This is a genomic window from Nocardia sp. X0981, from assembly GCF_977089955.1.
Window position 1 is genome coordinate 240514 of record NZ_OZ372435.1, and the last position, 23514, is coordinate 264027.

Genomic DNA, 23514 nt, shown 5'->3' on the forward strand with positions numbered 1-23514 from the left:
TCCACCGTTGTTTCGATAACGAGTTCTCACTGGGCGCGGCTCGCCGGCCACGAAGAGGAGACACATAGCTGGACATGTGTCTGGACGGTACCAGCGGCACGTCCCCGCGACAATGATCGCACCAGAAATTACTGGTCAGACATTCCGATACGTAAGGATCCGGACAGCGGGGTGCGATTCACACTCCATCTCGTCGGCATATCCGGCACGATCGACAAGGAGCGCCGACGATAGAACCCGTTCTTGCACTCCCGAAAGAGTCCGGACTATATTCCAAACACCTGTCCAGACGGTATTGGGGTCTTCCATGAACAGTCTTCTGCCCGGCGACGGTTCCCGATTGCTGATCGGCGGCAGCCTTCTCGCCGGCGGTAACGGCGTGTTCGAGAACGTGAACCCGGCGACCGAGGAGAGCATCGGCACCGCGGCCGACGCCGACGCCGCCGATATGAACGCCGCCATCGCCGCCGCCCGCACGGCCTTCGACGAAACCGGCTGGTCCCGCGATCACGCATTCCGCGTGCGCTGCCTGGAACAGCTACAGGCCGCCCTGAAAGCACACGCGGAAGAACTCCGCGAGATCACCGTCGCCGAAGTGGGCGCACCCGTCATGTTCACCAGCGGCCCCCAGCTCGAGGGGCCGATCGAGGATCTGGGCTTCGCCACCGGGCTGGCCGCGAACTACGAGTGGGAAACCGATCTGGGCGTAGCCGCGCCCATGGGGATCAGTACCCATCGCGTACTCCGCCGCGAAGCCGTCGGGGTGGTCGGGGCGATCACGCCGTGGAACTTCCCGCACCAGATCAACCTGGCCAAACTGGGTCCGGCACTGGCCGCGGGCAATACGGTGGTCCTGAAGCCGGCGCCCGATACGCCGTGGTGCGCGGCGGCACTGGGTTCGATCATCACCGAGGAGACCGATATCCCGCCCGGGGTGCTCAATATCGTCACCTCCGCCGACCACGGCCTGGGCGCCCAACTCGCCGGCGATCCGCGGGTCGATCTGATCAGCTTCACCGGCTCCACGAACACCGGCCGGGCCGTGATGGCCGCGGCGGCGACCAATCTGAAGAAGACCTTCCTCGAGCTGGGCGGTAAATCGGCGTTCATCGTGCTCGACGACGCCGACCTCGGCACCGCGGTGAGCTACGCCGGCTTCTCGCTGTGTGTGCACGCCGGCCAGGGTTGCGCCCTGGCCACCCGCCTGCTGGTACCGCGCGCCCGCTACGCGGAGGCCCTCGAGGCCGCGGCGGTCACCATGGGTGGTATCCGGCCCGGCGACCCCACCGATCCCGGCACCGTCTGTGGTCCGGTCATCTCCGACCGTCAGCGCACCCGGGTACTGGGCTATATCGACAGCGCCCGGACCGACGGCGGACGTATCGTCACCGGCGGTGGCCGTCCCGCCGAACACGAGCGTGGTTTCTTCGTCGAACCCACCGTGATCGCGGATCTGGACAACGGCGCGAAGGCCGCCCAGGAAGAGATCTTCGGTCCGGTGCTGGTGGTACTGCCCTACGACGGAGACGACGACGCCGTGCGAATCGCCAACGACTCCCCCTACGGCCTGTCCGGCGCGGTCTGGGGCAGCGATCCCGAACGGATCCGCCGGGTGACCGACCGGGTACGGACCGGAACCCTCGGCGTCAACGGCGGTATGTGGTACAGCGCGGACGCACCGTTCGGCGGGTACAAGCAGTCCGGTATCGGCCGCGAAATGGGTGTCGCCGGTTTCGAGGAATACCTGGAGACCAAACTCGTCGCCACCGCCCGGTAGCCCGCGAAAACACTTCCAGCCAAGCTTTCCCAATCAGCGAGGAGCTCATCCCATGGGTCGTTTCACCGGCAGGTCGGCCATCGTCACCGGCGCCGCGCGCGGTATCGGCGAGGTCTACGCGCAGGCCCTGGCCGCCGAGGGCGCCTCGGTCGTGGTCGCCGATCTCAACACCGAGGGCGGTACCGCCGTCGCCGAGAAGATCGTGGCCGACGGCGGTACCGCCGCCTTCCATCCGGTCGACGTCGCCGACCCCGATTCGGCGAAGGCGCTCGCCGATTTCACGATCGAGAAGTACGGCAAGATCGACCATCTGGTGAACAACGCCGCCATCTACGGCGGTATGAAACTCGATCTGCTGCTCACCGTGCCCTGGGACTACTACAAGAAATTCATGTCGGTGAACCTGGACGGCGCCCTCGTCATGACCCGCGCGGTCTGGGAGAACATGGCCGCGAACGGCGGCGGCTCGATCGTGAACCAGTCCTCCACCGCCGCCTGGGTGTACTCCGGTTTCTACGGTCTGGCCAAGGTGGGTATCAACGGACTCACCCAGCAGCTGGCCACCGAACTCGGCGGCTCGAACATCCGGATCAACGCGATCGCCCCCGGCCCCACCGATACCGAAGCCACCAAAACGACCACCCCCGAGAACATGGTCAAGGATATGGTGAACCGGTTACCGCTCAAGCGGATGGGAACCCCGGAAGATATGGCCGGCGCGCTGCTCTACCTGCTCTCCGATGACGCCGCCTGGGTCACCGGCCAGATCTTCTGCGTCGACGGCGGCCAGGTGATCCGGTAATGAGCGCGGACGGGGGCACCGGCACCAGGGTGGGGTTCATCGGACTGGGTTCGATGGGCGCGCCGATGGCGAAGAAGCTGCTGGGCTGGTCCGGCGGTCTCACCGTCTGCGATACCCGCGCCGAGGTCGTATCACCGTTCACCGACGCCGGTGCCGAAGCAGCGGCCACCCCCGGAGAACTCGCGGCGAAATGCGGGGTCGTCTGTATCGCGGTGGTCGACGACCGGCAGGTCCGTGATGTGCTGACCGGTACGAACGGAGTGCTGAGCACCGCCGCGCCGGGCACCGTGGTCGCGGTGCACTCCACCATCGGCGACGAATCGGCGATCGAATTCGCCCGGCTGTGCGCCGAACACGGCGTTGACCTGATCGACGCCCCGGTCACCGGGGGCGCGGCCGGCGCCGACAGCGGCCGGCTGGCGGTGATGATCGGCGGCCCCGCGGGCGCGGTCGCCGCGGTCCGGGAACCGTTCGGCTGTTTCGCCGATATGGTCGTGCACGCGGGTGAGGTCGGCGCCGGCATCCGGATGAAACTGGCGCGCAATCTCCTGCACTTCATCTCCTTCACCGCGGCCACCGAGGCGCAGCGGCTGGCCGAGGCCGCCGGACTCGATATCGCGGTACTGGGCAAGATCGTCCGGCATTCCGACGCGGTCACCGGCGGTGCGGGATCCATCATGCTCCGCGATACCACCGCTCCGCTCGAAGAGGGCGATTTCTGGCTGCCGATCCTCACCCATGTACGCGAACTCGGGGAAAAGGATCTGCACCTGGCGCTGGCCCTCGGTGACCGGCTCGGTACCGAATTACCGCTGGCCGAACTCGCGCTGAGCCGGCTCGGCGCGGGACTCGGCGTGGGGACGGGCGAGATCGCCGCCGCGCGGCCGGACACTCCGGCGCGGAACGACAGTAAGGAAACCGAATAATGGCCGATGCCACCACCATCCGTCCGTTACCCGCGGCCGAGGTCACCACCTGGGACCGCACCACCGACGTGCTGGTCGCCGGCTACGGGATCGCCGGAGTCTGCGCCGCCATCGAGGCCGCGCGAGCGGGCGCACAGGTGCTGATCCTGGAGCGCACCAGCGGCTGGGGCGGGGCGGCGGCACTGGCCGGCGGGTTCATCTATCTCGGCGGCGGTACCCCGCTGCAGCGGGCGCTCGGCTTCGAGGACAGCCCGGAGAACATGGAGAAATTCATGCTCGCCGCGCTGGGCCCGGGCGCGGACGCGGCCAAGATCGCCGACTACTGCCGCGGCAGTGTGGAGCACTACGAATGGCTGGTCGCCAACGGCGTGCCGTTCAAAGCGGAATTCTGGGGCGAACCGGGCTGGGAACCCCCGCACGACGAGGGCCTGATGTATTCCGGCGGGGAGAACGCTGCCCCGTTCAACACCGTGGCCACGCCCGCGCCGCGTGGGCACGTCCCACAGATGAGCAATAAGCGCACCGGTTCGAAGGGCGGCGGTTACATGCTGATGAAACCGCTCGCCGAGACCGCGGAAGCGCTCGGCGTCACCGCCGAATACGACACCCGCATCCAGCGGCTGATCGTCGACGGTGAGCGGGTGGTCGGCGTGGTGGCCAAACAGTACGGCAAACAGCTGACCATCCGTGCCGAACGCGGAGTCGTGCTGGCCACGGGCAGTTTCGCCTACCACGACCGGATGATCGAGGGATTCGCGCCCCGGCTCATCGGCCGGCCGGGTGCGGCCATCGAGGAACACGACGGGATCGCCATCCGGGTGGCCCAGGCGCTCGGCGCCGACCTGGCGCATATGGACGCCACCGAGGTCGCGTTCTTCGGTGATCCGCAGATGATGGCGCGCGGCATCCTGGTGAACGGCCGCGGCCAGCGGTACGTCCCGGAGGACACCTACCCCGGCCGGATCGGCCAGATGACTCTGTTCCATCAGGAGAACCAGGCGTATCTGGTGATCGGCGAGGCCGCCTACGAGGAAGCGCTCACCACCGAGACCTCCACGCCCTTCTTCCGGCAACCCCCTACCTGGGCCGCGGAGACCATCGCCGAACTCGAAGCCGATATGGGACTGCCCGAACTCGCCCTGCAGACCACCGTGGAGCTGTACAACAAGCATGCGGCCGCGGGCCGGGATCCGCTGCTCGGGAAGAAACCCGAGTGGACGAAACCGCTCGAGGGCCCGTTCGCCGCCTTCGATATGCGCGGGTTCACCGCGGGATTCACCCTCGGCGGACTGCGCACGGACCTGGATTCCCGGGTGTTGCACGTGAACGGGGAACCCATCCCCGGGCTGTTCGCCGCGGGCCGGTGTACCTCCGGTGTCTGCGCGGGCGGCTACGCCAGCGGCACATCGCTGGGCGACGGCAGCTTCTACGGCCGCCGGGCCGGGATTGCGGCCGCGAAGAATTGAAACGGTACTGTCGGGCACATGTCCGAAGGTGAACCCCTCGTCGTGGAAGCGACCCGTCGCCGCCTCTCCGCGAAACAGGCCGATACGGTCGACAAACTGACGAAGGCCGCAGTGGAGGTACTGGCCCGCGAGGGGTTCGCGGGGATGACCATCCGGATGGTCGCCGCCGCGGCCGGGGTCGGCACCGCCACCGCGTACACCTATTTCTCGTCGAAGGAACATCTGGTCGCGGAGATCTTCTGGCGGCGGCTGGTGGCCACCCCGTCACCGGTCAGCGAGGACTCCGACCCCACGGTCCGGGTGATCGCCGAGCTGCGCGCCATCGCCATGCTCGTCGCCGACGAGCAGGAGGTGTCCGGGGCGGTGACCAGCGCCATGCTCGGCCGGGATCCCGATGTGGCTCATCTGCGTGCCCGGATCGGTCTGGAGATCCGCACCCGGATCGAACGCGCCCTCGGTCCCGACGCCGATCCCGACGTGGTGGTCGCGCTGGAACTGGTCTACGCGGGGGCGCTGGTCCGGGCGGGTATGGGCTATGCCTCCTACGCCGATATCGCGGATCTCATCGAAAAATCGGCGCTGATGATCCTGCGCTGAGCAGCGGAAAGCAAGGGTATGAACAACCGTCCCACACAACTCGACTCCCCCGTGGTACCCACCGTCATCAAGTACATGTCCAAGGTGAACACGTGGCTCTACCGGCGCACCGGCGGACGTATCGGTGGCACCTGGCGGGTGGGCTCGGGATTCCGTAAACCGGTCCCGACCCTGCTGCTGGACCATACGGGACGCAAATCCGGTAAACAGTTCACCGCTCCGCTGCTGTACCTGCGCGACGCCGCGAATATCGTGGTCGTCGCCTCGCAGGGCGGGCTACCGAAGAATCCCCAGTGGTACTACAACCTGATCGCCCAGCCGGACACCACGGTGCAGATCGGTAAGGACCGGCTGCCGGTGCGGGCGCGACTCGCCGACGACGCCGAGCGGGAGCGGCTGTGGCCGGAATTGCTGGAACTGTACGCGGATTTCGGCAACTACCAGTCGTGGACCGAACGCCGCATCCCGATCTTCGTCCTGGAGCCCCGCCCCTCCTGAGCGTTCGCGCCGGACCCGGAGACCCGACCGGGCCCGGCGCGACCTATCACACTCCCACCGTGGCGCCGAGGCGTACCGGGATCGACATCGGCCCGATGGTGAAGAACGACGGCGTACGCGGGATCTGGTCCACGGCCGTCGCGAGGGTGAGGTCCGGGAAGCGCCGGTACAGCGAGGCCAGCGCGAGCCGGCCCTCCAATCGGGCCAGTGGGGCCCCGATGCAGTAGCGCGGCCCGTGCCCGAAGCCGAGATTCCCGCTGAGCTCCCGGGTTATGTCGAATGCGCCGGCGGTATCCCCGTAGCGCTCGGGATCCAGACCCCCGGCCTGGTAGACCACGCCCACGGCGCTGCCCTTGGGCACCGGCACCCCGTCGATCGTCACATCTTCGAGGGTGAACCGGAAACTGGTCATCATCACCGAGTGCCGGTATCGCAGGGTCTCCTCGACCACCTCGGCCCACCGGTCCTCGGATTTCGCCAGTGCCAGTTGTTCGGGGTTGTCGGCCAATGCGACCACCGCGTTGCCGAGCAGATAGACCGTGGTCTCGTGACCGGCGATCAGCATCAGCCACAGAACGGCCACCAATTCGTCGGTGGTGAGCCGATCACCCTCGTCCCGGGCCCGGACGAGATCGGAGGTGAGGTCGTCGCCGGGCTCTTCCTGCTTCCGAGCGACCAGCTCGTACAGGTAGCCCCGCAGCGCCACCTGCGTCTCGAACGCCTCCTCCGGGGTGGTGTTCTGCGACAGGGAGGTCAGCGTCCACTGCCGCAGCTGCGCCCGCTCCGCTTCCGGCACCCCGAACAGCTCGGAAATGACCGCCATGGGCAGCGCATCACAGAACGCGGGCACCAGATCGACCCCGTCCCCGGCGGCGGCTACTTTGTCCAGCAGGTCGTCGATGATCTCCTGGATGCGGGGCTGCATCGCCCGGACCCGCCCCGGGGTGAAACCCTTGCCCACCAGGCCGCGCAGTCGCCGGTGGTCCGCGCCGTCCTTGGTGGACAAATGGTCGCCCTGCACGATGGCCCGGAACGGCCAGTCCTCCGGAATGGTGCCGTCGTAGAGCGCCGGCCAGTGTTCGGGGTCGCGGGCGAAGGTCTTGTTGTCGCCGGCCAGGATCTCCTGCGTCGCCCGATGGGAAAGGGCCAGATAGGCGGCGACACCACCGGGGAATTCGACTTCTACCACCGGCGCTGTTGCACGCAGTCTCAGGCAGGTGTCGAGCGGGTTCTCGTCCGCCGCGGGGAAAGAGGGGAGTGTTGTCATATCGGACTTTCCGGGACTACGCGCGAGGTGGCGCTGCTGATCGAATCGGGCGAGGAGTATCGTCGCAGAACCCGGCGGTCCGTGAAGCAAAATAACCCCGAAAGTCGTTGATGCCCAGAGCGTCCGACGCGGAAGCGGCGAAACGGGCTTCGCATCGGCTGTTTTCGTGGCCGCGGCCCCGCGGCGGACGCTCTCCGGCGCCGGCCCGGGACCGCGGCGGGTGAGCGCTACGGCGTAGCGGGAACGGTGGTTCGTTCGGCGGCGAGGGTGGTGTCCGGACCGTGGCCGGTATGCACCACCGTCTCGCCCGGCAGCGCGAAAAGCCGGTTGTTGATGGAGGTGAGAATGGTCGGATAATCGGAATAGGAGCGCCCCGTGGCGCCCGGGCCACCTTCGAACAACGTATCCCCGCTGAATACCGCACCGGCCGCCGGGAGATACAGGCAGCACGAGCCCGGCGAGTGGCCCGGCGTGTGCAGGACCCGCAGCTGCGCTCCACCGATGTCGAAGGTGTCCCCGTCGGTCAGCGCCCGGTACTCCACGCCGGGATGGGTTTGCTGCCAGAGCACATCATCATCGGGATGAAGGTGGATCGGGGCGCCCGTGGCCGCCGCCAGGGCCGGCGCGACGGTGACGTGGTCGTTGTGCGCATGTGTGCAGACGATTGCCGTCACATGACGGCCGGCTACGGCCTCGAGGATCGGCGGCGCCTCGTGTGCGGCATCGATGACGAGTACTTCGCTGTCGTCACCGATCAGCCAGATATTGTTGGCCACATCCCAGCAGCCACCGTCGAGGCAGAACTGTCCCTCGGTGACCACACGCTCCACCCGGACGGTCACAGGACCACCACCGAACGCAGTACCGCGCCCCCGTGCATGGTGTGGAAGGCCTGCTCCACCGCATCCAGGCCGATCCGTTCGGTCACGAATTTCTCCAGCGGCAACCGGCCCTGCCGGTACAGGTCGATCAGCATCGGGAAATCGCGTTCCGGTAGGCAGTCGCCGTACCAGGAGGATTTCAGCGCGCCACCGCGGCTGAAGAAGTCGATCAGGGGCATCTCCAGGGTCATATCCGGGGTGGGGACACCCACCAGCACCACGGTGCCCGCGAGATCACGGGCGTAGAACGCTTGTTTCCAGGTTTCCGGGCGGCCCACCGCGTCGATCACCACATCGGCACCGAAACCGCCGGTGAGTTCCTGTATCCCGGCGACCGCGTCGGCGGCGGAGGCGTCGATGGTGTGGGTGGCGCCGAGTTCGCGGGCCCAGTCGAGTTTGCGGGCGTCGGTATCCACCGCGATGATCGTGGCGGCCCCGGCCAGCCGGGCCCCCGCGACGGCCGCGTCCCCCACACCACCGCAGCCGAGTACCGCGACCGAATCGCCGCGGCCGACGTTGCCCGTGTTCATCGCGGCCCCCAGCCCGGCCATCACCCCGCAGCCGAGCAGCCCCGCCACCGCCGGGTCGGTCTCCGGGTCCACCTTGGTGCACTGCCCCTCGTGAACGAGGGTTTTATCGGCGAAGGCGCCGATACCGAGAGCGGGTGTGAGTTCGGTGCCGTCCTCGAGCGTCATGGGCACACTGGCATTGAAGGTGTCGAAGCAGTACCAGGGACGACCGCGTCGACAGGCACGGCATTGCCCACAGACCGCCCGCCAGTTCAGGATGACGAAATCGCCGGGTGCCACATGGCTCACCGCCGAACCCACCGTTTCCACCACACCGGCGGCCTCGTGGCCGAGCAGGAAGGGGAACTCGTCGTTGATCCCGCCCTCGCGGTAGGTCAGATCGGTATGGCAGACCCCGCAGGCCTGAACCCTCACCACTACATCACGCGGGCCCGGGTCGGGAACCACGATGGTCACCAGTTCGACCGGGGCCCCCGGACTGCGGGCTATAACACCTCGAACCTGCTGCGGCACAGTGTCTCCTCTCGGGCGGTGATGCGGCGATGCGCGATATCGCATACGTTATCCGCCCACAGCGCCCGCGGGGCAGGGTCCGACAACCACGCCGGGGTGTCCGTGGCGGATCCGGCGCCTTCGCGGCCGATGCGGTGGCGTGTCCGACGGACACGCCACCGCGTTGTCGGCAAACGCTCAGAGAATTCCCCAGGCCTGCAACAGGTAGGTCACGTTGGCGGCGATGGAGGTGACGAGATGCGCCACATTCAGGACGGCTGAGCCGGCTTCGAGCATATTCTTCTCTTCCTTGGTGATTCGTCCGGCCGAAGCGCGGGGCACCTAGGGTACTCCGCGGCCGGCAAACGGCCGATTACCCGCCTACCGGTGCCGGGAAACGCGACGACGGAGCTCGATCATCCGTCCGAATAACCGACCGGACAGGTGTCCCACTCAGTGCGCAGCGGCACACGGCACAAGTCGGGAAGGTATGCACGGCACATTCTTCCGCACCTCTTCGAACCGGCCGGATCAGCCGGCGATACCCGCCTCCGGCTCCGGACCGTCCGCCCGCAGTTTGAGCAGGGTCAAACCCGCTGTACAGGCGAGAATGAGGCCGATAACGCTGATCACCACGTGCAGGGTCGCGATCCCGAAAACCGCCGCACCCAGTCCACCGGTGAAGACCAGCCATCCGAACACTCTGCCCACCGTTGCCCCCGTACCACGCGGCCCCCGGTCCGCGGCCGGTTCCATATCCGCCACCGGTACGTCGGGCACCTCCGCCGCGCCCGGCAGGTCGGTGGTGGTCTGGTCTCCCATCATCTACTCCTCGATGGCGCCGATCCGGAAATCGTTTCGCGCCTACCGCTTCAGTGCACGGACACCGCAAATCCGATGCCTCATGCGTCACTCCAGCAACATACGCTACGACCAACTCGACGATTGTTACGCGACACAAGCCCGCGACACGCGGCCGATATCAATTCGATACCTGAATCGTACCCACAACTCACCGCTCTACACCTGGTAGCCCCCGGGATCGGCCGCTGGGGGGCTGGTTCTCGCTCGAGCCCTCGATTAAGGTGAGGCCACTGACATATCACAGGAGCGTCACCGATGGAAAACAAAACGAAAGTCGCCGGGCCACTGGCGGCCGCCGGTGCGGTTTCCCTCGGACTGGTGCTCATCGGTGCGTGCGGAATCGGCCAGGAGGACACCTATGTGCCGCCGCCCCCGATCCGCTCCGGGCCGCAGGCCGCCGACGACGCGCGCCGTGCGGAATCGACGTCCCCCACCATCGCCCAGGTGGTGATCCCCCCGTCTCCCAGCTGGCGGATGGCCCCGGAACCGCCGCCGCGGCGCACCCTCCCGCCGGAGTACCGGATCTCGGTCACGGCCTCGACCGGCTCCGAGCCCGACGAGGATTCGGCGTACGAAGACGAGAGCCCCTCACCCACCCGCAGGGTCACGCTCTCGGCCCCGCCGGGCCCGGCATCACCCCCGAGTCCCGGCTGGTCCCCTGCCTCGGCCCCGGAAATCGCGCCGGCGCATACCGAATCGCCCGTACCCGCGTCTCCCCCTCCGGCCACCGTCGTCGTCACCTCGGCGCCTCCGGAGCCGGCATCGGCGACCGATCCTCCGGTCATCACTTCCGAAGCCGAGCAGACTCCGCACGTGAGCACCGCGCCCGAACAGGCGCCGGAGCCGGCCCGGACGACCCCGCTCCTCCCGGCGGAACCGGACCCCGGAGAAACACCGGCACCGCAAGCGGTTTCCCCGAGCGAGCCGGCCACACCGGAGAGCACCGAAGCGACACCGAGCCGGGAGCCCCTCGTCCCGGCCGTTCCGGTGGCCCCGAACTGATCGAAGCGGTGGCCCGTGATCTCGCCGACCGCGCACGGTACGAAAGTTCGGGCCACCTCAGGTTTCGGCGTAGGCCACCGCGCGCTGAGCGGCGGCGACCATCGGGCGCAACGAATTCGTGAAACCCTCCGCGCCCACGGAGGCGATATCGACATCCGTAGCCGTGTGGATCACATAACGGCCCTCGCCGGTGATATCCAGCCAGCACAGCACACCGATCGGCTTGGTGTCCCCGCGATGATGCGCGGACACGACGATCTGGCCGAGACCGTCCCGCGGCTGTTTCAGTCGCTTCCGGATGCGGGCCGGCACCGTCGGACCGGAAACCGGAATCGTCACCTGATCCCTGCCGTCCCGGACGACCTCGGCCCGGGGCGCCCGCAGCCGCTCACCGGTGCCGGCAGGCGCAGCGGGTAGCGCGGCGATCATCCGGACCGGCAATGCGGCGGCGCCGCCCACGAAGATCCGTATCTCCCCACCCCGGTCCGGTAGTTCCCCGGGACGCTGGGTGGCCACCACCGCGATCCGGCCCGCGGACGCGCCGAGAACCCGGGCGGTCGGCAGGCCGGCACCGTCCTGACCGAGAGCCGTCACACTCACCTCCGGCCCGGCCAGCACCCGCAACGCGGCTTCCAGATCCGCGTCGAGAGTGATGTCGCACCACTGCCGTAACACGGGCAGTTGCGCGGTGCGCTCGCGGGAATCCCGGGCCGAGAGGCGGACCGCCAGCGGACCGGGGATACGATCACCGACCGTCCGCTCCCAGGCCAGCGCGAACTGGTCCGGGTCGAGGATCCAGCTCACTCCTCTTCGGTCCACTCACCCAGGACCGGCGGGGTGGTCGGATCCAGGGTGCCGACGAGCTGCCCACCCACCTCACCCGGTTCGAGGAAGGTGAGTTCCTCGTCGGTGAAATGCAGTTCGTCCTCTTCGGTCTCGGTTCGTTCGGTGCGCGCCGGTGCGGCGACCGGGCTCCCCGAGCGGACCGTATCCGCGGCCATGGCGCCGCCCATCATTCCGCCGATCGCCCCGGCGCCCATTCCGGTGATCGCCTCACCACTCGAATCACGGCGGCGTTCCTCACGTTTGCGCTCGTCGTCCGTACCGGTGGCGGCGGGACGGACGGGCACGGCGATCGGAGGCGCGTTCACGGAAGCGGCCGACGTCACCGGCGGTGCCGCCGGAGCGGAACCCGGGGGCGGCGCCGCTACCGGGGCGGCGGCGACCGGCTGCCCGGTGGCCGCCGCTGTGGTCGATTGCGGGACAGGACCCGCCGGAGGCCGATCCGCGACGGCGCCCGCGGTGCCGGTCACCGGCGCCTCGGATACGGCGGGATCGGTTCCGGCGGCCGGATCCGCCGGCTGCTCCGAGCCGGGAACCGGCGCCGGGACCGGGACCGGAGCCGCGACGGTCCGCCCGGCGGCGGTCTCGGAAGCGGCGGACGCGAGAGGCATCGGGGCGGGGCCGTCCGTACCGGCCTCCGCGACCGGCAGTTCCGGGAAGGCGGGCACCCGCGCACCGGTCGGGACGAATGTGCCGGTGTAGACGCTTTCCATCACCCGCACCGCATCGGCACGATCGTCGTCGACAGCACGCTGGGTAGCGATATTGTCGGTGGCCGCCCGTGGGTTCAGCAGAGCCGCCGTGAGGTCCGGCTCCGCACCCGACGGCTCCGGAACCCCCGCGCGCAGCGTTTCCGCCGCGTCGCTCGCCTGGTTCAGGCGCTGCCCGACGGCGGCCAGCACATCCGCGAGTTGCCGGCCGGCGGCCTCGAAATCACCGACCGCGGCCGCCGCCAGACCCGCGGCGTCGCCGCGCCAGCCGTCGGCGATGGCGCCGCGGATCTCGGTATGCGCTTGCGCGACAGCGTCGCTCAGCCCGGCGGCCGCGCCCTGCCAGGCCAGACTCCCGGCCTGCAGCACCGCCGGATTCAACAGCGATACACCGGCATGGATCTGCTGGTGGGTGAGATTGTCGAAGACCTCCACGGTGGGCGCGTAGTCGGGATCGAAGCGATCGTGGACACCGCGTTTACCGACTCGGGGGAGTTCACGCACCGGATACTCCCGTCACTTCGGGAGAGACGGCGCCGAGCGCCGCCGCGACCTCGGTATCGGCCTCCCGGTATGCCGCCGCGGCGGCCCGAAAGGTATGCGCGAGCTGCCGCGCCGTCCCGGAGTACCGGCGCAGAGCGGCGATCGCCTCGGTGGCCTTGCCCTCGAATCCGTCACGCAGCGCGGCACCGGAGGCGAAGCCGCCGAAACCCGGTAGCGAGACGGCCGCGGCGAGCGTTTCGATCTGCGCGTCCACCTGATCGGCGAGTTGTTCGTAGCGCAGTGCGCACCGTTCGGGCGCCCCCGCGGCCACCAGCACGCCGTCGATCCACAGTTCTCCCTCCGCGACGGCCGAGTCGAGCGCGGTGATCGTATTCGGCTGCATCGGCTTCCCCCTTCCTGCTCCGCTGTCGCACAGCGGTTCTCATCTTCGCCGCACCGGCCCCGCGACGATCTCCTGCGTCCACTGCACGATATCCGCCGTGACCCGGGTACGCACGCGCTCATGCAGCAGATCGTGTCCGGCGTCGGCGTATTCGCGCAGTTCCACCGCCTCGTATCGGTCCGCCCACTCGCGTACCGCTTCGACCGGCGCGCGCCGGTCGTCCACTCCGTGTATCGCCAGGGCCGGAGGCAGTGGCTGGTCCGCCCGCGGGGTCCCGCCGAGCGCGCGTCGCGGGGTACCACACAGCACCAGGCCGGCCACCTCGCTCGCCGTCAGCGCGGGCTCCGCCGGGTATTCGATGGGGGGATCGGCCGGATACCCACCGCGCCCCGCCGGGGGGCGGGCTACGCCCAGGGCGGCCAGCGCGGTGAACGCGCCGAGTGAATGGCCCATCAGTGTGAGCGGTAGGTCCGGCATCTGCTCGCGCACCAGCCGCCAGAAGCGCACCGCGTCCTCGACCAGATCGGGCAGAGTACCGGGGTCGCGCGGATCGCCTTCGCTGAGGCCCTGCCCGGCGGTATCCAGTGTCCACAGGGCGATACCGGCACGGTTCACCTGCCGCGCGAAATCGTGATAGTGCCCGCTGTGCTGACCCGAGCCGGGCAGGAGTACCAATGCCGCCCAGGCCTTTTCGATCCGCCGATCCCGATAGTGCAGTCGGCCGCGCGTGCCGTCGAAGAAGCCCATGCCCGGATTCTGGCAAAGAAACGGAGCCGAGTGGGAGGCTCCGTGCGTGTGCTCCCGCACACCGAATGAGCGGTATCGAGCGCGACGGCCCGCCGCGGGCCCGGAATGCCGGCGCCGGCGCGCCGGACCTCGGCCGAATGCGAAGTGATCCACATCACACAAAAGGCTGTCAGGAATCCGGAGGCCGTCTCGTTCAAAGCGCAAGCGACCAGATAGGAGCGAGATCATGCGACACCGCATCATTGTCCTCGGCGCCGGATACGCCGGAGCCTATGCCGCCGGCATCCTCGCCCGCCGGCTGCACCGCGCCGACGCCGAGATCACCGTTGTCAACGCCGAAGCCGATTTCGTCGAACGGATGCGCCTGCATCAGCTCGCCGCCGGCCAGGAGCTGCGCCGCCACGAGCTGGAGAAGATCTTCGCGGGTACCGGTATCCGGCTGCGGATCGCGCGCGTCACCGCTGTGGACGCCGACCACCGGACCGTCACCGTGAGCGACGACGCGGGCAGCGACCGGCTCGATTACGACACCCTGCTCTACGCGCTGGGCAGCACCGCCGCCGACCACGACGTTCCGGGGGCGGCGGAGCACACCTTCCACGTCGCCGGACGCCACTCGGCACTACGGCTGCGCCGGCGCTTGGACGAACTGGACGGGAACGGGACGGTGCTGGTCGTCGGCGGCAACCTGACCGCGATCGAGGCCGCCACCGAGATCGCCGAATCCCGGCCCGGACTCCGGGTCACCCTGGCGACCAGTGGGGAACTGGGCGGATGGCTGGGCCCGAAGGCCCGTCGTCACCTGTTCCGCGCCTTCGACCGGTTCGGTATCGCGGTCCACGAGCACGCCACCGTCGAACGTGTCGAGGCGGCGAAGGCCATCACCTCCGACGGCACCGTCTTCTCCACCGACGCCACCGTCTGGGCGGCCGGTTTCGCCGCCCACCCCCTCGCCGCCGCCGGTGGACTCGCTGTCGAGGACAACGGCCGGATCACGGTGGATCGCATGATGCGGTCGGTATCGCATCCGCAGGTCTACGTCGCCGGGGACAGCGCTTTCGTCATCGGTGACAACGGCAGGCCGCTGCCCATGTCCTGCGCTTCGGCGGGATTCACCGGTACACAGGCGGCGGCCGCGATCATCGGAGACCTGACGGGACGCACGATCCCGAAAACCGCGCTGGCTTATATCGGCAACCACATCAGCCTCGGCCGTAAGGACGCGATCTTCCAAACGGTCGACAAGGCCGCGCGGTCGAAGGAGCGGGCGTTGTGCGGCCGGCCGGCCGCGCATCTCAAGTCGGCCATCCTCGCGGCGGGGCCGTGGAGTATCGCCCACCCGACCTACGGCATGCCGAGCCGTAGACACCGCGTGACCACCCCGTCCGGGAATCCGACCGCGGCGGTTGCGGCATAGGGTGGCGCCCGTGGAGAGTATCGCGGTAGAGCGTTTCGAGGCCGGCCGGGACCGGCTGGCCTCACTCGCCTACCGTCTGCTCGGCTCGGCCGCCGACGCCGAGGACACGGTGCAGGACGCGTTCCTGCGCTGGCAGGCCGCCGACCGGGAGCGTATCGAGGTTCCCGAGGCGTGGCTGACCAAGATCGTCACCAATCTGGCACTCGACCGCCTCCGTTCGGCCAGCACGCGACGCGAACGCGCGGCCGGCGCCTGGCTGCCCGAACCGTTGCTCGACGGCGATCCGATGCTGGGCCCGGCCGACACCGTCGAACAGCGGGAATCGGTGACCCTGGCGGTGCTGACGCTCATGGAACGCCTTTCACCGGTCGAGCGGGCCGTGTACGTGCTGCGCGAAGCCTTTTCGCACAGTCACGCCGAGATAGCCGGGATCCTCGACATCACCGAGTCGGCGAGCCAGCAACACGCGCATCGGGCCCGGCGCCGGATCACCGCCGAACGCAACTCCCATGTCACCGACCACGCCGCCGCACGCCGGATCGTCGAGGAGTTCGTCGCCGCCGCCGCCTCGGGCCGGACCGACCGGCTGGTGGCGCTGCTGACCGACGATGCGACCGCGACCTCCGACGGCGCCGGACTGGCCGCGAAATTGATCCGGACCACCGGCCCCGCCCGAATCGCCGCCGTGGTCCGCGCGGGCTTCAAACCGTCCCCGGCGAAGCGAAAACTGGCCGGCGGCTCTCTCGCGATCCACGCCGGGATGATCAACGGTTCCCCGGCCGTGATCGCCGCGGTCGGCGACCGGGTGGCGGGCGTCGTGGTCCTGGATATCCGCGACGACAGGATCGCGACCGTGCGCGGTATGGGCTCGTCTCGACTCGACCGCGTCGCCGCGGCATGGCGGCGGCGCGAGCACGACGCTCCCCTCATCGCGTCCTGGTGAGCGGCGGCACCAGGGCGAGGCACTCCGGATCACCGCCGCGCGGACCGATACCGTCGCGCGGGGCTCACTGCCCGATACGTCGGGCTACGCCCTCGGCTGATACGAGCGAAGCGCCCGCTTTCTACCGCGGTTCCGGAGCGGGTGCGCTCGTCGTCGCGGTGGGAGCGGGCTCGCCAGGCGCGACAGGAGCCGACCGCGGAGCGGGCTCACCGGGAGCGACAGGAGCGGGTTGCGGCTCCGGCGTGGTGACAGGCCGCTCCGGAACGGGGAACATGCCCACCGTAGGCGTCATCACGCAGAGCGCGCCCGGGTAGTTGATGGTGCCCCACATGGACGCGAGCACCGTGCCCGGGCCGCTGTCCACGGTCTTGGACAGCGACGGGGTGCCGAATTCGGTGATGTCGTCGAGCACGGTCAGGCCGCTACGGCCGTTGTCGATATTGATCCAGGCGGTCACCAGCCCCGACGCCTGCGGGATACCGGAGTGTCCGGGGGTGGCGTGGAAGGTCAGGGTGCCGGGGGTGCCGCCCAGGTTCGCGCTGGGTCCGTTGGCGGTGCCCGCCGCGATGATGGTGGTGATGGGGCCGTTGCTGCCGCAGCCGAAGGTGGGAGCCGCGTAGACGAAGGGGGTGTAGAGGCCGAGGTTGCCGATCTCACCGGCGGTCACGTAGTCGGCGTAGCGGCGCAGCGCGTCCATTCCGGCATCGGCCTCGGGATCGCCGGCGGTCTGTTCGGTGAGCGCGCGCAACGCTGTTTCGGCGGGAGTCGGTTCGGGCGCGGCGTTCGCCACCGCACCGAAGGTGAGCGCGGCACCGATGCCCAGGGCCGCGGCGGCGGCCGCCGTGCGCGTGACGATTTTGTTGTGCACTGCTGACTCCCTACATCCGATCGTGGCGGTGAGGCCGGACCGGACCGGCAATTCCCCGCTCACCGCTGCAAAGTACCAGCAGCACCGGGGCCTCGCCCGGTCACGCTCCGCTCTCGGCCGGGGTTGTCCACAGCATCCGGCCGCCGCATGTGATGCACTCGACACGGCACGTTCACCCGGGGTGTAGATTCGATGCCGGGACAATCGAGACATTTTTGGAGATGTGTATGAAATTAACTCTGTCTCCCGACGAGATCGCGTTCCGCGACGAACTGCGGAAGATCTACACGACCGCGATCCCCGCCGAGATCCGGGAACGCGTGAAGTACGGTCACGAGCTGTCCCGCGAGGACATCGTGACGACCCACCGGGCATTGAACGAGCACGGCCTGGCCGTACCGAACTGGCCGGTGGAATGGGGCGGTAAGGACTGGACCCCGATGCAGCGGCATCTGTGGCAGGACGAGATGCAGCTGGCCTCCGTGCCCGAACCCCTCACCTTCAACGCCCAGATGGTCGGCCCGGTCATCGCCCAGTTCGGCTCCGCGGAACTCAAACAGCGCTTCCTGCCGCCCACCGCCAACCTGGACATCTGGTGGTGCCAGGGTTTCTCCGAACCCGACGCCGGCTCCGATCTGGCCTCGCTGCGCACCACCGCCGTCCGCGACGGTGACTCCTACATCGTCAACGGCCAGAAGATCTGGACCACCCTCGCCCAGTACGCCGACTGGATCTTCTGCCTGGTCCGCACCGACCCGAACGCCCCGAAGAAACAGGCCGGGATCTCCTTCCTGCTCTTCGACGTGAAATCACCCGGAGTCACCATCCGGCCGATCAAACTCATCGACGGCGGCTACGAGGTCAACGAGGTCTTCTTCGAGAACGTCCGGGTCCCCGCCGATCAACTCGTCGGCGAGGAGAACATGGGATGGACCTACGCCAAGTTCCTGCTCGGCAACGAACGCACCGGTATCACCGGCGTCGGCCGCACCAAGGTGCGCCTCGGCGTGGCCAAGGAATACGCCGCGGCCACCCGGTCCGGATCCGGGACGCTGCTCGAGGATCCGCTGTTCGCGGCACGGATCGCCGAACTGGAGAACGAACTGCTCGCGCTGGAACTCACCCAGCTGCGAGTGGTCTCCAACTCCGCCGAGGGCAAACCGAACCCGGTCTCGTCGGTGCTGAAGATGCGCGGCTCCGAACTCCAGCAGGCCGCGACCGAACTGCTGCTGGATATCGCCGGACCCGACGCGCTACCGGTTCGCGCCGAAGGTATCGCCTCGCCGGAATGGGCGCAGCGCAGCGGCCCCAGCTATCTCAACTACCGCAAGACAACCATCTATGGAGGTTCCAGCGAGGTGCAGCGCACCATCATCGCCTCCTCGATCCTCGGATTGTGAGGTCAGGTTATGGATTTCGATCTCACCGACGAACAGGTCCTGCTCCGCGATACGGTACGTGACCTGCTGAACCGCCACTACAACCCGGAATCGCGGCTCGCGGTCGTGGAAACCGATCTCGGCTGGAGTCGCGAGGTGTGGAATCAGCTCGCCGAACTCGGTGTGCTCGGTCTGAGCTTCGCCGAAAAGGACGGCGGGATGGGCGCGGGCCCGGTGGAGACCATGCTGGTGCTCGAGGAGATCGGGCGCCGGCTCGCGCCGGAACCGCTGCTGGACGCGGTCCTGGTACCGGGCGCGCTGATCAGCGCGGTGGGCACCGCCGACCAGCGGCAGCGGGTCCTTTCCGAGGTGGCGGCCGGCAGTAAACTGCTCGCCTTCGCGCACGGTGAACCCGGCACCCGCTGGCCCGATCACGCGGTGGACACCACCGCGACCGCGCAGGGCGACGGCTATACGCTCACCGGCGTCAAGAATCCGGTACCGCACGGCGATTGCGCCGACGACCTGGTGGTCAGCGCGATCCTCCCCGATGGCGGGCTCGGCCTGTTCCTGGTCGACGCCGCCGCCGACGGAGTGAGGCGCACCTCCTACGCGACGATGGACGGCCTGCGCGGCGCTCAGCTCGAGCTGACTTCGGCGCCCGCCGAACTGCTCGGCAGCGCCGAGGATGCCACCGCCGCGGTGGAGCAGGTCCTCACCGGTGCTCAGGCCGGTCTGTGCGCGGAGTCGATCGGGGCGATGGAAGAGTCGCTACGACTCACCACCGAATACCTGAAGACCCGTAAGCAGTTCGGGGTCACCCTGTCGAAGTTCCAGACCCTCACCCAGCGCGCGGCGAATATGTACGTCTCGCTGGAACTGGCCCGCAGTATGAGCTACTACCTCACCGCCTCGCTGGTCGACAGCGCCGGCGACCCGGTGATCGCCTCGCGGGCGCGGCTGCAGGTGAGCCGGTCGGCCCGGCATATCGGGCAGGAGGCTATCCAGATGCACGGCGGTATCGGCGTCACCTCCGAATACCCGGTGAGCCACTACGTGGCGCGGCTCACCGCCATCGAGCGCGTGCTCGGCGGCAGTCTGGAACATCTGCGTATCCTCGCCGGCCGGGTCGGCGACTACGCCCAGCCGGAACTGTAGGACACCGGAACTGCTCCGGCGGCGCCCGTCAGCGGGGGCCCGGCCGGAGCAGTTCCGTGACCTCGCTATCGGCCAGCTGGTGGAAATCACGGTAGGCACCGCCCACCCCGCCCAGCGCGGCCGGCGCCAGCGGGCAGACCACCTCGTCGGCCTCGGCCTCGATCCGCGGCAGTGCCTCGGGCGCGGCCACCGGGACCGCCACCACGAGATGCCGGGGCTGCTGGACGCGGGCCACTCGGCAGGCCGCCACGACCGAAGCTCCGGTGGCGATACCGTCGTCGACGATCACCACCGTCCGATCGCGTAACGGAATCGGCGGGACGTCCCCCCGCCAGAGGGAGCGGCGCCGGACCAGTTCGGCACGTTCCTCCGCCTCGATCGCATCCAGGCGCGCCGGGCCCAGACCGGTCTGACGCAGCACATCGGAGTTGACCACCCGCGGCCCTTCCTCGCCGATCGCCCCCGCCGCGAGCTCCGGCTGCCAGGGCACCCCGAGCTTGCGGACCAGCAGGATATCCAGGTCACCGCCGATGACCTCGCGCACCGCCGCCGCCACCGGGACCCCGCCGCGGGGCAACCCGAGCACCAGCGGACGCGCCGCACGCAGATGCGTCAGTTCGCTTCCCAGCGCGCGGCCCGCGGAGGAGCGGTCGGCGTAGAGCATTACCCCCTCGACGCTACCCCCCTTCCGGGACGCCTACGACGAACCGGCGCAGGGCGAGGCTCGGATTGCTACGGCGGACCCGGTGCAGTTGCGCGGGGTCCAGCTCGGCGAGAGCGATACCGGGTTCGTCGCCCAGTTCGCGCAGGACCCGGCCCGCCGGGTCGACGATCATCGAGGTCCCGGCGCCGCGGGGCCCGCATTGATCGGCCGCGGCCACATAGACGGTGTTCTCGATGGCCCGCGCCCGCAGCAGCGTCGTCCACTGATCGACTTTCCCCGGCCCCGGGATCCACTGCGCGGGTACCAGCAATACCTGCGCCCCGGCCGCCGCCGACCGCCGGAAACCCTCCGGAAAACGCAGGTCGAAGCAGGTCTGCAGCCCGAAGGTGAGCCCCGCGGCGGTGAACAGGGCCGGCTCGGCGAGGGGACCGGGCCGGACCACCTCCGATTCCCGCTGGCCGAACGCGTCGTAGAGATGCACCTTGCGGTAGTGGGCGCACAGCGCACCGTCGGGGCCGAGCACGACCAGCGTGTTGAAGATCCTGCCGTCGTCCGGCGTGGTCGTTTCGACCGTTCCGGCCACCAGATGCACCCCCGTGCCGGCGGCGAGCTCGGCCAGCGCCGTGACGAAGGGCCCGTCCAGCGGCTGCGCCGCGGCGCGGACGCGGTCGTCGAGACGGCCGAGCGCGAACATCGAATACTCCGGGGCCACCACCACGCGGGCGCCCTGCGCGGCCGCGGCCCGGACCTGCGCGGTCAGCGCCGCGAGGTTGGCGTCGATATCGGTATGCGGCGCGAACTGGAGCACCGCGAGAACCGGTGTGTCCGCACGCGGCGGGTCGACGGGGTCGGGTTCCATGCTGACACCGTATGGCCCGGTGGGTCGGACGACCAGGCCGTACCAGTAAACTCCTGGTCAATGAGCACCAATGAGGGCGAGGGCAGTCTCGGCGAGAACCCTGGCAACACCGAACCCGAAACCGCCGGACCGTCCTTCGCCGATCTCGGTATCGATGACCGGATCCTTTCGGCCATCGCCGATGTCGGCTACGAATCGCCCTCCCCCATCCAGGCCGCGACCATCCCCCCGTTGCTCGGCGGCGCGGATGTGGTGGGTCTCGCGCAGACCGGAACCGGTAAGACCGCCGCGTTCGCCATACCCATCCTGATGGGGTTGCTGGCGGAGCGGCCCACCGGCAAACAACCCACGGCGCTGGTCCTGGCCCCCACCCGGGAGCTGGCGATCCAGGTCGCGGAGGCCTTCGGCCGGTACGCGACGCATATGCCGGGCACCCATGTGCTGCCCATCTACGGTGGCCAGAGTTACGGGGTACAGCTCTCGGGGTTGCGCCGCGGAGCGCAGGTGGTGGTGGGGACCCCGGGCCGGGTGATCGACCACCTGGAGAAGGGCACCCTGGATCTGTCGCAGTTGCGCTACCTGGTGCTCGACGAAGCGGACGAAATGCTGAAGATGGGGTTCCAGGAGGATGTGGAGCGCATCCTCGCCGATACCCCCGCCGAGAAGCAGGTGGCGCTCTTCTCCGCGACCATGCCGGCGGCCATCCGCAAGATCTCCAAGCAGTATCTGCACGAACCGGTGGAGATCACGGTCAAGGCCAAGACCAGTACGGCCACCAATATCACCCAGCGCTGGGTGCTGGTTTCGCACCAGCGCAAACTCGATGCGCTCACCCGGATCCTCGAGGTGGAGTCCTTCGAGGCCATGATCATCTTCGTGCGCACGAAACAGGCCACCGAGGAGCTGGCCGAGAAACTGCGCGCCCGGGGCTTCTCGGCCGCGGCGATCAACGGTGATATCGCCCAGGCGCAGCGCGAACGCACCATCGGTCAGTTGAAAGCGGGCACGCTCGATATCCTGGTCGCCACCGATGTCGCGGCGCGCGGCCTGGACGTGGACCGCATCTCGCATGTGGTGAACTACGACATCCCGCACGACACCGAGTCCTATGTGCACCGGATCGGCCGCACCGGACGCGCGGGCCGCAGCGGTGAGGCGCTGCTGTTCGTCGCGCCCCGGGAGCGGCATCTGCTCAAATCCATCGAACGCGCCACCCGCCACCCGCTGACCGAAATGCAGCTGCCGAGCGTGGACGATGTGAACGCGCAGCGGGTCGCGAAGTTCGGTGACGCCATCACCGAGAATCTCAGCTCGGACAATCTGGCCCTGTTCCGCAAACTGATCGAGGACTACGAGCAGGAGCACAACACCCCGCTGGCCGATATCGCCGCCGCCCTGGCGGTGGCCGCGCACGACGGCGAGAGCTTCTTCCTCGAACCCGAGCCGGAGCCGGTGGAACGGCCGCGCCGGGAACGCGCGCCCCGCCATTTCGACGAGGGCGGTTTCGACGAGCGCCGCGGACCGGCCCGCCACCGCGGCACCGGTGCCGAACTGGCCACCTACCGCATCAGCGTGGGTAAACGGCACCGGGTGGTGCCGGGGGCGATCGTCGGCGCGATCGCCAACGAAGGCGGCCTGCGGCGCAGCGATTTCGGGCATATCAGTATCCGCCCCGACCACAGTCTCGTCGAACTTCCGGCCCAGCTGCCCCCGGAAACGCTGGAGGCGCTGCGCCGCACCAGGATCAGCGGGGTGCTGATCCAGCTGCAGCTCGACCAGGGCCCGCCCGGGCACCGCGCGATCGGCCGCGGCCCGCGCCGCGACGGCCCGAAGCGCCAGGAACGCCGGAAACCGCGCTCCTGAGACACGGTCCGTCCCACCGGCCGGGTCCGCTGGCTACAGTGGGCCCGTCCGGTGTGCGCGGACGCGCCGGCCGGA

Annotated in this window: 24 protein-coding genes; 12 read left to right on the forward strand and 12 right to left on the reverse strand. The window is 68.9% G+C overall.

The window, feature by feature from the left end:
* Positions 1 to 307: 307 nt before the first annotated feature.
* Genes ACYR7D_RS01095 through ACYR7D_RS01120 form a run of 6 tightly spaced genes read left to right on the forward strand, consistent with a single transcriptional unit; the run spans position 308 to position 6066 of the window.
* A complete protein-coding gene (locus tag ACYR7D_RS01095; protein ID WP_459547767.1) occupies positions 308 to 1777 on the forward strand; it encodes an aldehyde dehydrogenase in 1470 nt (489 codons plus the stop codon).
* A 52-nt stretch (positions 1778 to 1829) separates the two neighbouring features.
* Complete coding sequence (locus ACYR7D_RS01100; protein ID WP_459547768.1) at positions 1830 to 2579, forward strand: SDR family oxidoreductase; 750 nt, start codon at positions 1830 to 1832, stop codon at positions 2577 to 2579.
* Positions 2579 to 3505, forward strand: a complete 927-nt coding sequence (locus tag ACYR7D_RS01105; RefSeq protein WP_459547769.1) for an NAD(P)-dependent oxidoreductase — start codon at positions 2579 to 2581, stop codon at positions 3503 to 3505. The genes ACYR7D_RS01100 and ACYR7D_RS01105 overlap by 1 nt, the downstream gene beginning before the upstream one ends.
* Entirely contained in the window at positions 3505 to 4971 is a 1467-nt protein-coding gene (locus ACYR7D_RS01110) for an FAD-dependent oxidoreductase (RefSeq protein WP_459547770.1), read from the forward strand. Before ACYR7D_RS01105 ends, ACYR7D_RS01110 begins: the two co-directional genes overlap by 1 nt.
* 18 nt (positions 4972 to 4989) lie before the next feature.
* On the forward strand, positions 4990 to 5568 hold the full coding sequence (locus tag ACYR7D_RS01115; protein ID WP_459547771.1) for a TetR/AcrR family transcriptional regulator: 579 nt from the start codon (positions 4990 to 4992) through the stop codon (positions 5566 to 5568).
* 18 nt (positions 5569 to 5586) lie between these two features.
* Positions 5587 to 6066 (forward strand): nitroreductase family deazaflavin-dependent oxidoreductase, encoded by a 480-nt coding sequence (locus ACYR7D_RS01120; protein WP_459547772.1) that lies wholly within the window; start codon positions 5587 to 5589, stop codon positions 6064 to 6066.
* A gap of 46 nt (positions 6067 to 6112) precedes the next feature.
* Here ACYR7D_RS01120 and ACYR7D_RS01125 read toward each other — a convergent pair whose 3' ends face one another.
* From ACYR7D_RS01125 to ACYR7D_RS01145, 5 genes are all read right to left on the reverse strand, one after another.
* Positions 6113 to 7333, reverse strand: coding sequence for a cytochrome P450 family protein (locus ACYR7D_RS01125; protein ID WP_459547773.1), 1221 nt, complete (start codon positions 7331 to 7333; stop codon positions 6113 to 6115).
* Between the two features lie 227 nt (positions 7334 to 7560).
* The gene (locus ACYR7D_RS01130) at positions 7561 to 8175 is read right to left on the reverse strand and encodes an MBL fold metallo-hydrolase (RefSeq protein ID WP_459547774.1); all 615 of its coding nucleotides are present in this window, start codon (positions 8173 to 8175) and stop codon (positions 7561 to 7563) included.
* Positions 8172 to 9257 carry an S-(hydroxymethyl)mycothiol dehydrogenase gene (locus ACYR7D_RS01135; RefSeq protein ID WP_459547775.1) on the reverse strand — a complete coding sequence of 362 codons (1086 nt, stop codon included), beginning with the start codon at positions 9255 to 9257 and terminating at the stop codon, positions 8172 to 8174. Before ACYR7D_RS01135 ends, ACYR7D_RS01130 begins: the two co-directional genes overlap by 4 nt.
* A 177-nt stretch (positions 9258 to 9434) precedes the next feature.
* A complete protein-coding gene (locus tag ACYR7D_RS01140; RefSeq protein ID WP_459547776.1) occupies positions 9435 to 9578 on the reverse strand; it encodes a hypothetical protein in 144 nt (47 codons plus the stop codon).
* 189 nt (positions 9579 to 9767) lie between these two features.
* Positions 9768 to 10061, reverse strand: a complete 294-nt coding sequence (locus tag ACYR7D_RS01145) for a hypothetical protein (RefSeq protein ID WP_459547777.1) — start codon at positions 10059 to 10061, stop codon at positions 9768 to 9770.
* A gap of 294 nt (positions 10062 to 10355) precedes the next feature.
* Here ACYR7D_RS01145 and ACYR7D_RS01150 point away from each other — a divergent pair, with 294 nt between their 5' ends.
* Complete coding sequence (locus ACYR7D_RS01150; RefSeq protein WP_459547778.1) at positions 10356 to 11102, forward strand: hypothetical protein; 747 nt, start codon at positions 10356 to 10358, stop codon at positions 11100 to 11102.
* A 57-nt stretch (positions 11103 to 11159) separates the two neighbouring features.
* Here the strand turns inward: ACYR7D_RS01150 and ACYR7D_RS01155 are convergent, their stop codons facing one another.
* Genes ACYR7D_RS01155 through ACYR7D_RS01170 form a run of 4 tightly spaced genes read right to left on the reverse strand, consistent with a single transcriptional unit; the run spans position 11160 to position 14288 of the window.
* Positions 11160 to 11906, reverse strand: coding sequence for an ESX secretion-associated protein EspG (locus ACYR7D_RS01155; RefSeq protein ID WP_459547779.1), 747 nt, complete (start codon positions 11904 to 11906; stop codon positions 11160 to 11162).
* Positions 11903 to 13159 (reverse strand): WXG100 family type VII secretion target, encoded by a 1257-nt coding sequence (locus ACYR7D_RS01160; protein ID WP_459547780.1) that lies wholly within the window; start codon positions 13157 to 13159, stop codon positions 11903 to 11905. The genes ACYR7D_RS01155 and ACYR7D_RS01160 overlap by 4 nt, the downstream gene beginning before the upstream one ends.
* Positions 13152 to 13541, reverse strand: a complete 390-nt coding sequence (locus tag ACYR7D_RS01165) for a hypothetical protein (RefSeq protein WP_459547781.1) — start codon at positions 13539 to 13541, stop codon at positions 13152 to 13154. The genes ACYR7D_RS01160 and ACYR7D_RS01165 overlap by 8 nt, the downstream gene beginning before the upstream one ends.
* 39 nt (positions 13542 to 13580) lie before the next feature.
* Positions 13581 to 14288: an alpha/beta hydrolase gene (locus ACYR7D_RS01170; protein ID WP_459547782.1), complete on the reverse strand. Its 708-nt coding sequence runs from the start codon at positions 14286 to 14288 to the stop codon at positions 13581 to 13583.
* A 226-nt stretch (positions 14289 to 14514) separates the two neighbouring features.
* On the opposite strand from ACYR7D_RS01170, the gene ACYR7D_RS01175 reads away from it, so the two are divergent.
* Both ACYR7D_RS01175 and ACYR7D_RS01180 read left to right on the forward strand, forming a co-directional pair.
* Complete coding sequence (locus ACYR7D_RS01175) at positions 14515 to 15705, forward strand: NAD(P)/FAD-dependent oxidoreductase (RefSeq protein WP_459547783.1); 1191 nt, start codon at positions 14515 to 14517, stop codon at positions 15703 to 15705.
* 10 nt (positions 15706 to 15715) lie between these two features.
* Complete coding sequence (locus ACYR7D_RS01180) at positions 15716 to 16648, forward strand: sigma-70 family RNA polymerase sigma factor (RefSeq protein ID WP_459547784.1); 933 nt, start codon at positions 15716 to 15718, stop codon at positions 16646 to 16648.
* A gap of 121 nt (positions 16649 to 16769) precedes the next feature.
* On the opposite strand, the gene ACYR7D_RS01185 is transcribed toward ACYR7D_RS01180, so the two are convergent.
* A complete protein-coding gene (locus ACYR7D_RS01185; RefSeq protein ID WP_459547785.1) occupies positions 16770 to 17516 on the reverse strand; it encodes a hypothetical protein in 747 nt (248 codons plus the stop codon).
* Positions 17517 to 17743: 227 nt separating this feature from the next.
* On the opposite strand from ACYR7D_RS01185, the gene ACYR7D_RS01190 reads away from it, so the two are divergent.
* Together ACYR7D_RS01190 and ACYR7D_RS01195 are read left to right on the forward strand one after the other, a co-directional pair.
* Complete coding sequence (locus tag ACYR7D_RS01190; protein WP_459547786.1) at positions 17744 to 18916, forward strand: acyl-CoA dehydrogenase family protein; 1173 nt, start codon at positions 17744 to 17746, stop codon at positions 18914 to 18916.
* A gap of 9 nt (positions 18917 to 18925) precedes the next feature.
* Positions 18926 to 20053 (forward strand): acyl-CoA dehydrogenase family protein, encoded by a 1128-nt coding sequence (locus tag ACYR7D_RS01195; protein ID WP_459547787.1) that lies wholly within the window; start codon positions 18926 to 18928, stop codon positions 20051 to 20053.
* A 28-nt stretch (positions 20054 to 20081) separates the two neighbouring features.
* Here the strand turns inward: ACYR7D_RS01195 and ACYR7D_RS01200 are convergent, their stop codons facing one another.
* A complete protein-coding gene (locus ACYR7D_RS01200) occupies positions 20082 to 20717 on the reverse strand; it encodes a phosphoribosyltransferase (RefSeq protein ID WP_459547788.1) in 636 nt (211 codons plus the stop codon).
* Positions 20718 to 20730: 13 nt separating this feature from the next.
* Positions 20731 to 21576, reverse strand: a complete 846-nt coding sequence (locus tag ACYR7D_RS01205; protein ID WP_459547789.1) for a carbon-nitrogen hydrolase family protein — start codon at positions 21574 to 21576, stop codon at positions 20731 to 20733.
* A gap of 60 nt (positions 21577 to 21636) precedes the next feature.
* Between ACYR7D_RS01205 and ACYR7D_RS01210 the strand changes: the two genes are divergently transcribed.
* Positions 21637 to 23439, forward strand: coding sequence for a DEAD/DEAH box helicase (locus ACYR7D_RS01210; protein WP_459547790.1), 1803 nt, complete (start codon positions 21637 to 21639; stop codon positions 23437 to 23439).
* Positions 23440 to 23514: the final 75 nt, after the last annotated feature.